This window comes from Microbacterium sp. Be9, from assembly GCF_011754135.1.
Taxonomy (GTDB): Bacteria; Actinomycetota; Actinomycetes; order Actinomycetales; family Microbacteriaceae; genus Microbacterium; species Microbacterium maritypicum_A.
This window is the reverse complement of sequence record NZ_WNWT01000004.1, coordinates 496,969-511,524: the sequence shown is the minus strand read 5'-3', so window position 1 is coordinate 511,524 and position 14,556 is coordinate 496,969. Positions and strand designations below refer to the sequence as shown.

14 protein-coding genes and 1 tRNA gene are annotated in these 14,556 nt (G+C 67.0%); 4 read left to right on the top strand and 11 right to left on the bottom strand.

Annotated features, from left to right (window positions below):
* The first annotated feature begins 1 nt into the window (after position 1).
* Positions 2-535: an AAA family ATPase gene (locus tag GLO27_RS06650; RefSeq protein WP_021200576.1), complete on the top strand. Its 534-nt coding sequence runs from the start codon at positions 2-4 to the stop codon at positions 533-535.
* Here the strand turns inward: GLO27_RS06650 and GLO27_RS06645 are convergent.
* Both GLO27_RS06645 and GLO27_RS06640 read right to left on the bottom strand, forming a co-directional pair.
* Positions 532-1,590, bottom strand: a complete 1,059-nt coding sequence (locus GLO27_RS06645) for a GNAT family N-acetyltransferase (RefSeq protein ID WP_167254114.1) — start codon at positions 1,588-1,590, stop codon at positions 532-534. The genes GLO27_RS06650 and GLO27_RS06645 overlap by 4 nt on opposite strands.
* 47 nt (positions 1,591-1,637) lie before the next feature.
* Positions 1,638-2,006 carry a VOC family protein gene (locus GLO27_RS06640; protein ID WP_167254112.1) on the bottom strand — a complete coding sequence of 123 codons (369 nt, stop codon included), beginning with the start codon at positions 2,004-2,006 and terminating at the stop codon, positions 1,638-1,640.
* A gap of 77 nt (positions 2,007-2,083) precedes the next feature.
* On the opposite strand from GLO27_RS06640, the gene GLO27_RS06635 reads away from it, so the two are divergent.
* Positions 2,084-3,409: an MFS transporter gene (locus GLO27_RS06635; RefSeq protein ID WP_167254110.1), complete on the top strand. Its 1,326-nt coding sequence runs from the start codon at positions 2,084-2,086 to the stop codon at positions 3,407-3,409.
* 7 nt (positions 3,410-3,416) lie between these two features.
* On the opposite strand, the gene GLO27_RS06630 is transcribed toward GLO27_RS06635, so the two are convergent.
* The 7 genes from GLO27_RS06630 to polA form a co-directional block, all read right to left on the bottom strand.
* Positions 3,417-4,229 (bottom strand): arginase family protein, encoded by an 813-nt coding sequence (locus tag GLO27_RS06630; protein ID WP_021200580.1) that lies wholly within the window; start codon positions 4,227-4,229, stop codon positions 3,417-3,419.
* A 79-nt stretch (positions 4,230-4,308) separates the two neighbouring features.
* A complete protein-coding gene (locus GLO27_RS06625; protein ID WP_167254108.1) occupies positions 4,309-5,055 on the bottom strand; it encodes an SUMF1/EgtB/PvdO family nonheme iron enzyme in 747 nt (248 codons plus the stop codon).
* A 31-nt stretch (positions 5,056-5,086) separates the two neighbouring features.
* Positions 5,087-5,842 carry an SGNH/GDSL hydrolase family protein gene (locus GLO27_RS06620; protein ID WP_208323564.1) on the bottom strand — a complete coding sequence of 252 codons (756 nt, stop codon included), beginning with the start codon at positions 5,840-5,842 and terminating at the stop codon, positions 5,087-5,089.
* A gap of 34 nt (positions 5,843-5,876) precedes the next feature.
* Complete coding sequence (locus GLO27_RS06615) at positions 5,877-7,229, bottom strand: MFS transporter (RefSeq protein WP_167254105.1); 1,353 nt, start codon at positions 7,227-7,229, stop codon at positions 5,877-5,879.
* 47 nt (positions 7,230-7,276) lie between these two features.
* Positions 7,277-8,311: an LLM class flavin-dependent oxidoreductase gene (locus GLO27_RS06610; protein ID WP_167254103.1), complete on the bottom strand. Its 1,035-nt coding sequence runs from the start codon at positions 8,309-8,311 to the stop codon at positions 7,277-7,279.
* Between the two features lie 54 nt (positions 8,312-8,365).
* Positions 8,366-10,042, bottom strand: a complete 1,677-nt coding sequence (locus tag GLO27_RS06605) for a DUF885 domain-containing protein (protein ID WP_021200585.1) — start codon at positions 10,040-10,042, stop codon at positions 8,366-8,368.
* 41 nt (positions 10,043-10,083) lie between these two features.
* Positions 10,084-12,717 (bottom strand): DNA polymerase I, encoded by a 2,634-nt coding sequence (gene polA / locus GLO27_RS06600; protein ID WP_292774864.1) that lies wholly within the window; start codon positions 12,715-12,717, stop codon positions 10,084-10,086.
* A 45-nt stretch (positions 12,718-12,762) separates the two neighbouring features.
* Between polA and GLO27_RS06595 the strand changes: the two genes are divergently transcribed.
* Entirely contained in the window at positions 12,763-13,191 is a 429-nt protein-coding gene (locus GLO27_RS06595; protein ID WP_021200587.1) for a hotdog fold thioesterase, read from the top strand.
* Here the strand turns inward: GLO27_RS06595 and GLO27_RS06590 are convergent.
* The gene (locus GLO27_RS06590) at positions 13,166-13,741 is read right to left on the bottom strand and encodes a GNAT family N-acetyltransferase (RefSeq protein WP_021200588.1); all 576 of its coding nucleotides are present in this window, start codon (positions 13,739-13,741) and stop codon (positions 13,166-13,168) included. The genes GLO27_RS06595 and GLO27_RS06590 overlap by 26 nt on opposite strands.
* Before the next feature lie 2 nt (positions 13,742-13,743).
* Entirely contained in the window at positions 13,744-14,364 is a 621-nt protein-coding gene (locus GLO27_RS06585) for a response regulator (RefSeq protein WP_017830602.1), read from the bottom strand.
* Positions 14,365-14,465: 101 nt separating this feature from the next.
* Here GLO27_RS06585 and GLO27_RS06580 point away from each other — a divergent pair.
* Positions 14,466-14,548, top strand: a tRNA-Leu gene (locus tag GLO27_RS06580).
* The last annotated feature ends 8 nt before the right edge of the window (positions 14,549-14,556 follow it).

The following is a 14,556-nucleotide window of genomic DNA, read 5'->3' as shown; positions in this document are numbered from 1 at the left end:
GATGACTCTCACGGGCAGTGGCTCCACGCGTCTCGTCATCCTGCGCGGCGATGCCGCATCGGGGAAGACGACGACTGCGAGGGCACTGCGACCGGCACTAGGTCAACGGGTCGCCATCATTTCTCAAGACCACTTCCGCCGTGAGCTGCTGCACGACCCCAACCGGTTGAGACGCTCTCGAGCGGCGAGCATCCTGATCGTCGGCGCCGCCCGGCAGGCGCTGGACCTCGGTTACGACGTCATCCTCGACGGGATCTTCAATCTGCGCGACTACGCCGAAGCCTTCGAGAGCTTGTACCTCGACCATCGCGGAACGACAGGAATCTATCAGTTCGACGTCGGCCTCGAAGAGACGATTCGGCGCCATGCCGGAAGGCCTCTCGCGAACACTTTCGGGGAGGACGAGATCCGCCGATGGCACGACGGGTGGCAACCACTCCCCTGGTTCGATGAGCGACGGGTCGGCCCGGAGACGACCACCGATCAACTCGTGACGATGATCCTCGAAGATCTCGGCCACCGCATCGTCGACTAAGCCGGTTCCTCAGCCGCCGGATCAGCAATCGGCCACGGTGACCGGAGTCGGCTGTACACGAGCATGTCCCGGCGCTCATCGCCGATCTTCTGCCACGAATGAAGCAACCCTTCGCGCGCATAGCCCGCCTTCTCAGCAGTCCGGAGTGAGGGCCCGTTCGTCGGATCGATGTGCAGCTGCAGACGATGCAGATCGGCGAGGTGCCACGCCCATTCCGTGAGGGTTTGCAGCGCGCTGTAGGCGTATCCCTCGCCGCGTCGCGTGGGTCGGATCCAGTAGCCGACGGTCGCTCGACCCTGGTCCCGGTCACGAAGCCACAGCCCGATCTGCCCCACGCATTCTTCGTTCGCCTCGATCGCGAACGAGTAGCCGATACCCTTCGCTGCCCGCTCGTGCTGCCGGACCAGCCACGCGCCGGCGAGCCCGGGATCAGCGACGATGGGAACGGTGGTGACGTCGGTGATCGAACGATCGAAGGACGCCTCCAACACGGCATCGATGTCAGATTCCTCGAAAGGTCGGAGAACGATCTCGGGACCCTGTACCCGCGGAACGCTGAGTCCTGAGGTACCCGCGATCGCTCCGCTGTGCGGATCGACGAGATCACGGCGATAGGTGATCATGGGCTCGCCGCCGAGCGGGTGCGGGACAGGCTCCGAGACCGCCGCGAAGCCCTCCGATTCGTAGAGCGGGATGGCGGCGTTCCCTCGCCGCACCGCGAGTTCGAGGCTGAAGAAGCCGGCACCCGTCGAATACTGAATCGCATCGCGCAGCAGGGCACGACCACGTCCCTGCCCGGCGGATGACGGCATCACGGCGATCCGCTCCAACGCGGCCGTCGTCTCGTCGTGTGTCTTCGGCGTGGTGAGAGCGAAACCCACCAGAGGCTCCCCGGTGAGCGCGAATCGGAGGACATGGCCATCGAACAGCTTTCGCATGCGATCGGCGATCGAGCGCGAGTCGACATCCCCGTCACGGTGCCGGAGCGCGTGAATCCAGACGTCCACGCATCTCTCGATGTCCTCGGGGATGTCGCCCGCCACGATGTCCGTCATACCGGCAATCGTCGCACGCGCGACACCGGCGAAGCCACGGCTGACTCCTACTGCGTCGACCAGACTCCGAGCTCCGTGCCCGTCGGGTCGGCGAAGTGCAGGCGTCGCCCGCCGGGGAACGCGTACGGCTCTTGGAGGATCGTTCCGCCCGCCTTCTCGATAGCCGCCTTCGTGGCGTCGAGGTCTTCCGAATAGAGCAGTACGAGCGGACCTCCGACGGGACGCGGCTCGTCGGCCAGCATCAGACCGCCGGCTTCGTTGCCGTCGACTCGTGGCGACACGATCCCGGCGTATCCGGGGCCGTAGTCGTTGAAGCTCCAGCCGAAGGCGTCACCGAAAAAGCTCTTCGACGCCTCCAGATCGGTGACGACGAGCTCGACGTAGTCGAGTGAGTGGTGCAAAGGGGAACTGGTCATGGCGCCACCGTAGCGACCCCGACCGACATCGAGCGGAGGTCGCCGAATGCGCGCCGTCGGAGGAGTAGCGTTGAGGCGTGCCGCAGGTCTCCCCCTCCCCCGTCTCGACACCGGGGTGGAGAGCCTGGGTGATCTGGTCGGTCGGAGTCGCCGCTTACGTGTTGGCCATCACGAACCGCACATCGCTCGGCGCTGTCGGCGTCGAAGCGGCCGACCGCTTCCAGGCGGATGCATCGACGCTCGCTCTTTTCGCCGTGGTCCAGCTCGCCGTGTACGGCGGAATGCAGATCCCGATCGGAGTGCTCCTCGATCGCTTCGGCTCGCGCCCGATCATGACCGTCGGCATGCTGCTGATGGCCGCGGGCCAGCTGACCATGGCCCTCTCCCCCAGCATCGGCATCGCGATCTTCGCGCGTGTCCTGCTCGGTGCCGGTGATGCCGCTATCTTCCCCGCGGTGCTACGACTCGTCGCGACCTGGTTTCCCGCCCAACGCGGGCCGCTCATGGTCCAGTTCACCGGCATCATCGGTCAAGCCGGCCAGCTGATCGCCCTGGTCCCGCTGGCCGCACTCCTGCACGCCACCAACTGGACCATCACCTTCGGCAGCATCGCGGGCCTCGGTGTGCTGTTCACCATCCTCGTGGCGCTGGTGATTCGCAACCATCCCGCAGAGCGCGGCGCCGACGTCACGGTGAACACCGATACCGGTGTCGTCCGCGTCGTCACCTCCGCCATAGATACCGGTGTCGGCATACGTGCCGCCTGGGCACACCCGGGCACGCGGCTGGCCTTCTGGTCGCACTTCACGACCCCGTTCGCGGGTACCGCGTTCGTGCTGCTCTGGGGAATGCCCTTCCTCACCGCGGCGGAAGGGCTCGACACGGCCCACGCCGCGGGAATCATCTCCGTATATGTCGTGGCCGGCATGCTTCTGGGACCCCTCATCGGCGACCTCTCCCGGCGGCTTCCGAATCACCGGTCGCTCGCGCTGGTGCTCCCCGCCGTCGGGGTGCAGATGGCAGCGTGGGTCGCTGTCATCGCTGTGCCCGACACCGCGCCCATCTGGCTCCTCTATGTGCTGGCGATCGCCCTCGCGACCGGAGGGCCCGCCTCCATGATCGCGTTCGACCATGCGCGGACGCACAACCCCACCCACCGTCTGAGCACCGCCACCGGTGTGACGAACGCGGGAGGGTTCATCGCCGCGCTCATCGCCATCTTCCTCATCGGCCTCGCACTCGACCTGCAGGGCGCCGGCACTCCCGAGACATACTCGCTCGGGGCCTTCCGGATCGCGTTCCTGATGCCGATCCCCCTTTGGATCATCGGCACGGTGTTCATCCTCATCGAACGCAAGCGGACGCGCATCCGGATGGGCCTCGATCCGGAACGTCGGCACTGAGCGCACCCTATCGGAGCAGGTGCTGCAGCGTCTCCACGATGAGCTCGACGCTGACGCGCTCCGGCACCTCATCGTCGCCCGCTTCGAACTCCGCGAGTTCGATCCCCCGGACCGAGTCGGACGGCAGCGCCGCGAAAATCGCCGCCACGTGGTGAGGCAGCAAGCCGCCTCCGACCCGGTAGGCGGCGGGGATGTACCCGGGTTCGAGCACGTCCCAATCGACGTGGATCCACACGGGACGTCCGGCGACGAGTTCGAGGACGCGCTCCGGCGTGCTCTCGGAAGGAGCGAGAACGGTGACCCCCGCTTCGGCGAGCAACTCACCCTCAGCGACGTCGATGTCGCGACCGCCGACCACGATCACCTGCTTCGGATCGATGCCGTCGCCGTGCCCACTGTCCCAGAGTCCGCACGCCGCGGCCAGGACCATACCGCCGAGATAGCCCGAATCCGTCGTATCCGGAGTGTTGAAGTCGCCGTGTGCGTCGATCCAGAGCACGACGGCGTCGGGATGATGCTCGGCAGCAGTGGGAAGAGTGCCGAGGCTCGCCGCGCAGGTGTTCGTGATCAGGAGGGGTGTCGCGCCCGTAGAGATGGCGTCGTGCACCGCTGCGCGCAATCCGCTCAGAGTCGCCTCCGCTTCGGGAAGAGCGACGGACCAGTCATCGACCAGGCCCGGTGTCGGGGTGCCGACGACGTGCGGTTCGATCTCCAGCAATGCCGAGACCGCGTCACCCACGCGTCGTGCCCCCACGAGCGCTCCGTCGGTGCGATCGGCCACTCGGCCTTGGGAGACGATGAGCGCGTAGGAAGGTGCCATGTCCCCAGCTTTCCATCCGCGGGATGTCAGGACAAAACGTGGACTGATGCGGACACCGAGGCCGCGCGGTACCGGCGTCTCAGCTCCGACGAGGCGTCCATCCGGAAGGCAACGGTCCATTCCGGACAGCACGTTCGCGGTCCGCGCGCGCGGACCAGCCCTGTGCACCGTCGACCGTGTCGAACGCACCCCGCGCCAGTCGGAGCCCGACATCCTCGTGATGCATGCGCGGCGCGCCCCCGCGACGCACCGATGCCCGCACGCTCCACGCGTCGTCGGCGAACCCGCCGCCGCGGAAGACACGGTAGTCGTCATAACGGGCGGGATCCAACAGGTCCCAGCACCACTCCCAGACGTTGCCGAGCGTGTCGAAGAGACCGTTGAGGTTCGGCAGCTTGCCGCCGATGTCCTGCGGAGAGGACACCCCGTCCGCACTCGTCCATGCCGCATCGGCAAGAGGCGCATAGTGCGGACCTGTCGACCCGGCGCGGCAGGCGAACTCCCACTCCGCTTCTGTGGGGAGCCGGTACCCGTCGGCGGTCGTGTCCCAGGTCACCTCCTCGCCATCGAACAGATAGACCCGATCCAGGCCCTCCCATTCGGATGCGGCGTTGCAGAAGTGGACCGCGCGCAACCAACTGAGGTCGGCGGCGGGGCGACGCGGGTGGCGCACCGGGATGCCCAGCACCTCGGTGAGCTGCTCCTCCGTCACCGGATACACACCGATCCGGAACGGCTCGAGTGTCACATCACGCCGCTCGTCACGACGCGCATCGTGCAGCGTCAGAACACCGGCGGGTATACGCGCCAATTCGAAGTCGCTCACCGATCCCCCGCAACCGAGGAACCGCTACGCATCACGAGGGCACTCGTTCGACCCAGGACGGGTACTTCGCCGTGCGGCCATCGCCCGACGAGGTGCGCGTCACGCGTCGGCGGACCCAGGGACCGACGAACTCCCGGTAGTAGGCGAGCCCCGATGGCCCGGTACCCAGTCGATCATTCGGGGCCCACCATGTCGCCGGGGGCTCGAAACCGAGCGCGTGCAGCACGCGGGCAGCGACACGGTGGTGACCCGCCGCGTTCATGTGCAGACGGTCATCCGCCCAGTACGCACCGCGCGAGAGCTCACGATCCGGCCAATTGAGTGCTCGGACCACGTCGGGGCGCTCTTCGATCCGCCGGAGCACCGCGTCGGAGAGCAGATCGCCGCGCCGCTGGACGAGGGAGCCCATCGGGAGCTGCCCGCTGGGATTGGCACCCGAGAGCAGGATCATGGTCACGCCCTCCTCATCGCACCGACGCAGCACTCGGCTGAAGGCATCGGCGATGTGCTCGACATCGGTGCGCGGGCGCAGCATGTCGTTGCCACCGCCGTTGAAGGAGAGATGCGTCGGGCGCAGGGCGAGCGCGGGTTCGAGCTGCTGCTCGACGATCGGCCAGGCGAGCTTGCCCCTGATCGCGAGGTTCGCGTACTGGATGGAGTCGCCCGCCGCGTCCGCCCAGCCTTGGGCCGCGAGATCGGCCCAGCCGCGCTCCCGCCCATCCGGAAGAACGTCACCGACCCCCTCGGTGAACGAGTCGCCGATCGCCACGAACCGCACATCTGCCATCGTCCCAGCCTATTGCGGCTCACGACGCGCGGCGTCAACGGTCGTCGAGAGCCTGACCACCCCGATCGACGAGCCCCCATGCCGCGGCGGCCGCACCGAGGAAGCACACGCCGAACACGGCGAACAGCAGCGGAGCCCCACCGGCGATCAGAAGGACCGGTACGGAAAGCGGCGCCACGATCGATGCGATGCGGCCGACCCCGGCGGCCCAGCCCGTGCCCGTTCCCCGCAACGACGTCGGATAGATCTCGGGCGTGACGGCGTACAGCGCGCCCCAGGCACCGAGGTTGAAGAAAGACAGAGCCATGCCCGCAGCGATGATCGCCCCCTCGGTCGTGGCCGTGCCGAAGATCACAGCCGAGACGGCCGACCCCAGAAGGAACACCGACAGGGTCAGCCGTCGCCCCCAGGCCTCGATCAGCCACGCGGCGACCGCGTATCCCGGAAGCTGCGCGAGCGTGATGATCAGTGTGAATCCGAACGAGCGGACGAGATCGAACCCGGCGTCCACGAGGATGCTCGGAATCCAGATGAACGCGCCGTAGTAGGCGAAGTTCACGCCCAGCCACACCACCCAGAGGCAGAGGGTGCGCAGGCGGAACTCGGGGTTCCAGAGCGTGGCGAGGCGGGCCCGAGCCGTGACCGCGATCGCGCGGGACGCCGGCTCCTTCCGAATGGCCGGGGCCGTCCCCACACCGGCATCAGCCTCGAAGGCCGAGACGATGCGATCAGCTTCCGCGATGCGTCCACGCGAGGCGAGCCATCGTGGAGACTCGGGCATCCGCCACCGCACGAACAGTGCATACACGGCAGGAATCGCGCCGAGCGCGAAGGCCCAGCGCCAACCGTCGTCGGACGCCGGGATGACCAGGAACCCGATGACTGCGGCTGCCGTCCATCCGAGCGCCCAGAAGGCCTCCAACACGACGATCAGACGACCGCGGATTCGGGCCGGTGCGAACTCGCTCACGTACGTCGACGCGACCGGGAGCTCGGCACCGAGACCGAGCCCGACGAGGAATCGCAGCACGAGGAGTGCCGCGATTCCGCCGACGAGCGCGCTGGCCCCGGTCGCGATGCCGTACACGAGCAGGGTGAGGGCGAACACCTGGCGGCGACCGAAGCGATCGGCCAGCAGACCGCCGAGCGTCGCACCGATGGCCATCCCGATGAAACCGACCGAGGCGATCCACCCCGCCTCGCCCTTGGTCAGTCCCCACTGCTGCGTGAGGGCCGCGAGGATGAAGGAGATCAGACCGACATCCATCGCGTCCAGCGCCCATCCGAGCCCGGATCCGGTGAGCAGCCGGAGGTGTCGACGCGTGAACGGCAGGACGTCCAGGCGCTCGGCCAGCGATGAGCGGCTCGGCAGGGCGGTGTTGGCCATGCTCCTCATCGTAGAGCCGAGCGCCGGACGCCCCGCACGCGATATCGTCAGTCCTGCGCGCTGAGGATCCGCTTCACCCGAGGGATCACTTCCGTGCCGTACAGCTCGATGCTGCGCATCATCGACTCGTGCGACAGTGTGCCTGTGGCGTACTTCAGGTCGAAGCGGCCGAGACCCAAGGTCGTGATCGTGTCGGCGATCTTCGCGGCGACTCGATCCGGTGAGCCCGCGTAGATCGCCCCTTCCGGACCGACATCGTTCTGGAAACGCGCGCGGCTGTATGCCGGCCAGCCGCGCTCGCGGCCAATGGTGTTGTTCATCGCCTCGAATCCGGAGTACGCCGCGTCCCAGGCCTCCGCGTCGGTTTCGGCGATGTGGCCCGGCGAATGAACGGAAACGGGGTGCGAGGTCGTGCCGAACGACGCCACCGAGCGGTGGTAGAGGTCGACGAACGGCTTGAACCGATGGGCCGGTCCCCCGATGATCGCCAGCATGAGCCCGAGCCCGTGACGAGCGACCCGCACGACGGATTCCGGGCTGCCGCCCACGCCAACCCACGTGCGAAGACCCTTCTCGGTCTTGGGGAACACGTTCGCGTTGTCGAGCGACGCCCGCATCGTGCCCGACCACGTCACGGGCTCTTCCTTGAGCAGCTCGACGAACAGCTCCAGCTTCTGCTCGAACAGTGCGTCGTAGTCGCGGAGGTCGTAGCCGAACAGGGGGAAGGACTCGATGAAGGATCCGCGCCCGAGAACGACCTCGGCGCGACCGTCCGAAAGCGCGTCCAGCGTCGAGAAGCGTTCGAACACGCGTACCGGATCGTCGGAGGACAACACGGTCACCGCGGTGCCCAGTCGGATGTGTTCCGTGCGAGCCGCGATCGCGGCCAGCACCATCTCCGGCGCGGACACCGCGAACTCGGCGCGGTGGTGCTCCCCCACCCCGAAGAAGTCCACGCCCACAGTGTCAGCGAGCTCTGCCTGCTCCACGACGTTGCGGATGGTCTGCGCTCCGGTGAGGAGCTCTCCGGCTGTGTCCCTCGTGATGTCCCCGAAGGTGTCCAGCCCGAATTCGATGCCCATGTCATCCCTCTCTATTCAGGTGAATGAACACGCGGCGATCGAATCGCATTCCCGTCAGCGCGGAAGCAGCGCGCTGCGCAGCGTGTCGAGGCCGACCCCACCCATGTCGAGCGCGCGCTTGTGGAAGCCCTTGAAGGAGAAGGCGTCGCCCTCCGCCGCACGGACGCCGTCACGCACCTGCTCCCAGATGCGCTGACCGACCTTGTACGACGGAGCCTGCCCCGGCCAGCCGAGGTAGCGGTTCACCTCGAACTGCACGAACTGATCCGACATGTTCACGTTCTGGCGCATGAAGTCGAGCGCATACTCCGCATCCCACACTCCCGTGCCATCGAGACGTGGCTTGCCCAGGTGTACGCCGATGTCGAGCACCACACGGGCCGCCCGCATACGCTGCCCGTCGAGCATGCCGAGTCGATCGGCGGGATCGTCGAGGTAGCCGAGCTGCTCCATCAGACGCTCGGCGTACAGGGCCCACCCCTCGGCGTGGCCCGAGGTGCCGGCCAACAGCCGGCGCCAGGAGTTGAGCTCGGCCCGGTTGTACACGGCCTGGGCGATCTGCAGGTGGTGGCCCGGCACGCCCTCATGAAAGACGGTGGTGAGCTCTCGCCAGGTGTCGAACTCCGTGACGCCCTCGGGAACGGACCACCACATACGACCGGGACGCGAGAAGTCGTCGGTCGGGCCCGTGTAGTAGATGCCACCTTCCTGGGTGGGCGCGATCATGCACTCGAGCGTGCGGATCGCCTCGGGGATGTCGAAGTGGGAGGCTCCGAGTTCGGCGACCGCGCGATCGCTCGTCTCCTGCATCCACTTCTGGAGAGCGTCGGTGCCCACGAGCTTGCGGGCGGGGTCGGCTTCGAGGTGGGCCACGGCCTCTTCGACGGAGGCCCCCGGCAGGATCTCATTCGCGATCGCGGTCTGCTCCGCCACCATGCGCGCGAGCTCTTCGCGGCCCCACTCGTAAGTTTCGTCGAGGTCGATCGTCGCCCCGAGGAAGCGACGGGAGTTGAGCGCGTACAGGTCGCGTCCGACGGCGTCGACCTCTCCGGCGGCAGGCGCGAGTTCCTCCGCGAGGAAGCGGCGCAGCTCGTCGTACGCGACGCGTGCGGCGGCGGAGTTGTCGGCGAGAGTACGCGCGAGCGAGGCGGGCAGCTGGCCTTCTTCGGGGTCGGCCTCCGCGACGAACGCGGCGAAGAATCCGTCATCCGCGGTGTAACGGTCGATCTGCGTCGCGACCTCGATCACTTGACGACGTGCCGGCGTCACCCCCTCGGCGATACCGGTGCGCAGCGTCTCGACGTAGCCACGGAGGGCGTCGGGAACAGCGGCGAGCCTCGTCGCGATCACGTCCCAGTTCTCGACGGTCGCGGTCGGCATCAGATCGAAGGCCGCGCGCACATCCTGCGCCGCCGAGGCGATGACGTTGAGATCGCGCAGATGCCACTTCGCGTCGTGCAACTCGAGATCGAGACGCAGCTCCGCGCCCAGGTCGGTCTTGGTCACCTCGTCGATCGCGTCGACGGGCTCGAGGGCCGAGAGCCTGTCGAGTGTCGCGCGAGTCGCAGCGGCGATCTCTTCCTGCCCCGCGGGACTCAGGTCACCGAAGCGATCGTTCACCTCGTCGCGGCCGATGTAGGTCCCGAGAGTGGGCGCCAGTACCGCGATCGTGTCGACCCATTCATCGGCGACGGCGTCGATGGCGGAGGGAGTGCGGGGAGCTGAAGTCATAGTTGTCAGCCTAATCCCCGACCCCCTCTCGCCGCCGGGTCTCAGTGCGCTGCTTCGTTCCAGTCGCGGCCGCGTCCGACCTGCACGTCGAGCGGCACCGAGAGCTCGGCCGCATCCCCCATCCGGGCGCGCACGATCCGCTCCGTGGCATCCCACTCCCCCGGAGCGACCTCGACCACGAGTTCGTCGTGGATCTGCAGCAGCACGCGAGAGGAGAGCTGCTCGGACCGGAGATCGTCGTGGATGTGCAGGAGCGCGATCTTCATGATGTCGGCCGCACTGCCCTGGATCGGAGCGTTGAGCGCCGCACGCTCGGCGTTCTCGCGCAGCACCCGGTTCGGACTCGCCAGGTCAGGGAACGGGCGACGGCGACCGAAGATCGTCTCGGTGTAACCGACCTCCTTCGCCTTCATCACCGAGGCCCGCAGATAGTCGCGCACGGCGCCGAAACGTGCGAAGTACTCGACCATGAGCTGCTTGGCCTCGGACTGCTCGATACGCAGCTGCTTGGAGAGACCGAAGGCGGAGAGGCCATAGACGAGACCGTACGACATGGCCTTCACCTTGGTGCGCATGGCCGCAGTGACGTCGCTCGGCTCGACGCCGAACACCCGCGCGCCGACGAAACGGTGAAGGTCTTCTCCGCTGTTGAACGCCTCGATCAATCCTTCGTCACCGGACAGGTGCGCCATGATGCGCATCTCGATCTGCGAGTAGTCAGCCGTGAGCAGAGACTCGTACCCCTCGCCGACTTCGAAAGCACTGCGGATGCGGCGAGATTCCTCGGTGCGCACCGGGATGTTCTGCAGGTTCGGATCGGTGCTGGAGAGACGACCGGTCTGGCTTCCGGTCTGCACATAGGTCGTGTGCACACGGTGGTCGTCGCCGATGGCCGTGTCGAGCGACTCGATGATCTGGCGCAGCTTTGTGGCTTCGCGATGCTGCAGCAGAAGGCTCAGGAAGGGATGGGGATTGCTCTCCTGCAGGTCGGCCAGGACCGCGGCATCCGTCGAGTAGCCGGTCTTGGTCTTGCGGGTCTTGGGGAGCTGGAGGTCTTCGAACAGGACCTCTTGGAGCTGCTTGGGCGAGCCGAGGTTGAACTCCCGTCCCACGACGGAGAACGCCTCCTGCGCGAGCCCTTCGGCTCGGGTGGCGAGCTCACCGGAGAATGTCGACAGCACGTCGTGAGAAACCGCCACGCCCGCGACCTCCATATCGGCGAGGGTGAGCAGTGTCGGGAGCTCGATGTCGACCAGGACCGCGGCGACCGGCTCGGGGATGTCTTCGCGAAGCGCATCGGCGACGCGAAGCGCGAACCATGCCTCCTGCGACGGGGTGGCCCCCTCCGTCTCGGGGACGAGCTGCGTCGGATCGGCCTCGGGAAGCTTCTCGCCGAGGTAGCGCTCGACCAGATCGGAGAGCGTCTTGTCGGGGAAGCTGGGGCGCAGCAGCCAGCCAGCCAGGCTCGTGTCGTAGGCGAGCCCGCCGAGGCGGATGCCCTGGCGGATCAGCGCCTTCACCTGCGGCTTCGCGTCGTGGAGCACCTTCGGCGCGTCGGACTCGATCCATCCGCGCAACGCTTCGGCGGCGGCGTCTGCCCAGTCGGTCTCGCGGAGCTCGGTCAGCGTGGCGGCACCGATGCGCACGGGGACCCCGCCTTGGGTCGTGATGCGCAGAGAGACGTCGCCTTCCTGGGCCGCGGCCCACGTGGCGAGATCGGTCGGCGTCACCTCAACGGGGACGGGAAGGACGACGACGGATGCGGGGTCGTCGGCGACCTCGCCTGCGCCCACGGCCTCGAACACGCGAGGCAACAGGGTGCGGAACTCGAGGCGCGCGAAGATGTCACGCACAGCCTGCGGATCGATCGGTGCCACCGCGAGATCGGCGGGGCCGACCGGAAGCTCGACGTCGGTGAGCAGGCGGTTGAGCTTGCGGTTGCGACGGACGTCTTCGATGTGGTCGCGGAGGTTGCCGCCGACCACACCCTTGATCTCATCGGCACGGGCGATCAGCTCATCGAGCGAGCCGAACTGCGTGAGCCACTTGACCGCGGTCTTCTCGCCGACCTTCGGCACGCCGGGGAGGTTGTCGCTCGTCTCCCCGACGAGTGCCGCGATGTCGGGGTACTGCTCTGGTCGCACCCCGTAGCGCTCCTGAACGGTGGACGGGTCGTAGCGCTTGAGCTGGGAGACACCCTGCACCGACGGGTACAGCAGGGTGACATCGTCGTTGACGAGCTGGATCGTGTCGCGGTCGCCGGAGACGACGAGCACTTCGAAGCCCTGCTCCGCGCCCTGCGACGCGAGGGTCGCGAGGATGTCATCGGCCTCGATCCCCTCTTTCGTCAGGACCGGGATGGACATGGCGGCGAGGCAATCCTGAAGGAGAGGGATCTGACCCTTGAACTCCTGCGGCGACTCCGACCGCGTCGCCTTGTATTCCGGGTACTCATCCGTGCGGAACGAATGACGCGAGGTGTCGAAGGCGATCGCCAGATGCGTCGGCTGCTCGGCCTTGATGAGGTTCACCAGCATCGACAGGAAGCCGTAGATGCCGTTGGTGTGCTGATTGTCCTTGGTCGTGAAGTTGTCGACCGGGAGGGCGAAGAAGGCACGATAGGCGAGCGAGTGGCCGTCGACGACCATGAGGGTAGGCTTTGCGGAGTCCGTCACCCTGTCAGCCTAACGAGGACGACAGACACCCGCTGAGGAGGATGCATGAGCGACGTCGCGATGAGCGAGGGACTCGACTGGGCCACGGCCCGTGGAATGGGTGCTCTGGCCGAGAAGATGGGCATGGAGTTCGTCGAGTTCAGCGTCGAGCGCTGCGTCGCGACCATGCCCGTCGAAGGCAACACCCAGCCGGTGGGACTCATGCACGGCGGCGCCTACGTGGTGCTCGGGGAATCCCTCGGATCGATGGCGGCGAACCTGCACGCCGGTGCCGGCCGACTCGCCGTCGGTGTCGACATCAACGCGACGCACACGCGTTCGGCGACCTCGGGTGTCGTCACAGGAGTGTGCACGCCCGTGCACCTGGGCAGGAGCATCACCGTTCACGAGATCGTGGTCACGGACGATCAGGGGCGCCGCTGCTCGACGATCCGCATCACCAACATGATCAAGGACCTTCCCGCCGAGCGCTGAGCGGTTCCTCCAGCAGTCGCTGGAACAGCAGGTGGTCCTGCCACTCCCCCGCGATGCGGAGGTAGTTCGGCGCCATACCGATGCGCTCGAAGCCGTTTCCGAGCAGCACCCGTTGTGACCCGAGATTGTGCAGCAGCGTCGCCGCCTGCAGCCGATGGAGGCGCAGTTCCGCGCGCGAGTACTCGATGATCTGCGCGACCCCGCGGCTCGCGAGCCCACGGTGCAGCCTCGACCTGTCGACCCAGTATCCGAGGTCGGCGCTCCAGAACGCGCCACGGACGATGTTGTTGATGTTCATCCGTCCGCGGATCTCTCCGTCATCGGATTCGATGACGAAGCGGATGCTGCGGCCACTGGCCGCATCATCCACGCATTGCTGCACATGCTGCTCTTGCGAGTCGACGGAGAAGAACGCCTCGCTGCGGGTGGGTTCCCACGGTGCGAGATGCTCGCGGTTCGCGAGATAAGCGCGTGAGAGCGCAGCGCCATCGCCCCGCCGTACGGGCCGCAGGATGTGCTCGGTATCGAGCCGGAGGAACCCGGCGTCCACCGCTACTTCTTGGGAGCGAGCTGTTCGATGATCGCCTTGGCGACGTCCTGCATCGTCAGACGGCGGTCCATGGACGCCTTCTGGATCCATCGGAACGCCTCGGGCTCGCTCAGGCCCATCTTCTCGTTGAGGAGGCCCTTGGCACGGTCGACGAGCTTGCGAGTCTCGAAGCGCTCCACCATGTCGGCGACCTCGGCCTCGAGCGTGATGATCTGCTCGTGGCGGGCCAGCGCGATCTCGATCGCGGGCAGGAGGTCGTTCGGGGTGAACGGCTTCACGACGTACGCGAGAGCACCCGCCTCGCTGGCGCGCTCGACGAGCTCCTTCTGGCTGAATGCCGTGAGGAGGACGACGGGGGCGATGTTGCCCTTGTGCAGCTTCTCGGCGGCACTGATGCCATCGAGCTGAGGCATCTTGACGTCCATGATGACCAGGTCGGGACGCAGCTCGGTCGCCAGAGCGACCGCGGTCTCTCCGTCACCGGCCTCACCGACCACATCGAAGCCGTTGTCGCGGAGGATCTCGACGATGTCGAGACGGATCAGCGACTCATCTTCGGCGACGACGACGCGTCGGGGTGCGGATGACGTGGGCTGCTCAGCCTGCTCTTCTTGCTCTGTCACACAACCATCCTAGTGGAGTGCCCCTGTCCACAGGCCGTAACCACCCTGCGCGGAGGATCACTCCCCCTCCCCTGCGCTAAAGTCGTAGACGCGACACACGAGCCGGCGTGGCGGAATGGCAGACGCGGAGCACTCAAAATGCTTTGTCCGAAAGGGCGTGTGGGTTCGAGTCCCACCGCCGGCACCCTCGAT

Bases quoted from the DNA above. Each gene is read 5' to 3' on its own strand.
- GLO27_RS06610 (WP_167254103.1), bottom strand. From the start codon at position 8,311: ATGGGCATCGAATTCGGGCTGGACACCTTCGGGGACATCACGAGGGAC.
- GLO27_RS06595 (WP_021200587.1), top strand. From the start codon at position 12,763: ATGAGCGACGTCGCGATGAGCGAGGGACTCGACTGGGCCACGGCCCGT.
- GLO27_RS06615 (WP_167254105.1), bottom strand. From the start codon at position 7,229: ATGGCCAACACCGCCCTGCCGAGCCGCTCATCGCTGGCCGAGCGCCTG.
- GLO27_RS06630 (WP_021200580.1), bottom strand. From the start codon at position 4,229: ATGGCACCTTCCTACGCGCTCATCGTCTCCCAAGGCCGAGTGGCCGAT.
- GLO27_RS06640 (WP_167254112.1), bottom strand. From the start codon at position 2,006: ATGACCAGTTCCCCTTTGCACCACTCACTCGACTACGTCGAGCTCGTC.
- GLO27_RS06605 (WP_021200585.1), bottom strand. From the start codon at position 10,042: ATGACTTCAGCTCCCCGCACTCCCTCCGCCATCGACGCCGTCGCCGAT.
- GLO27_RS06620 (WP_208323564.1), bottom strand. From the start codon at position 5,842: ATGGCAGATGTGCGGTTCGTGGCGATCGGCGACTCGTTCACCGAGGGG.
- GLO27_RS06645 (WP_167254114.1), bottom strand. From the start codon at position 1,590: ATGACGGACATCGTGGCGGGCGACATCCCCGAGGACATCGAGAGATGC.
- GLO27_RS06650 (WP_021200576.1), top strand. From the start codon at position 2: ATGACTCTCACGGGCAGTGGCTCCACGCGTCTCGTCATCCTGCGCGGC.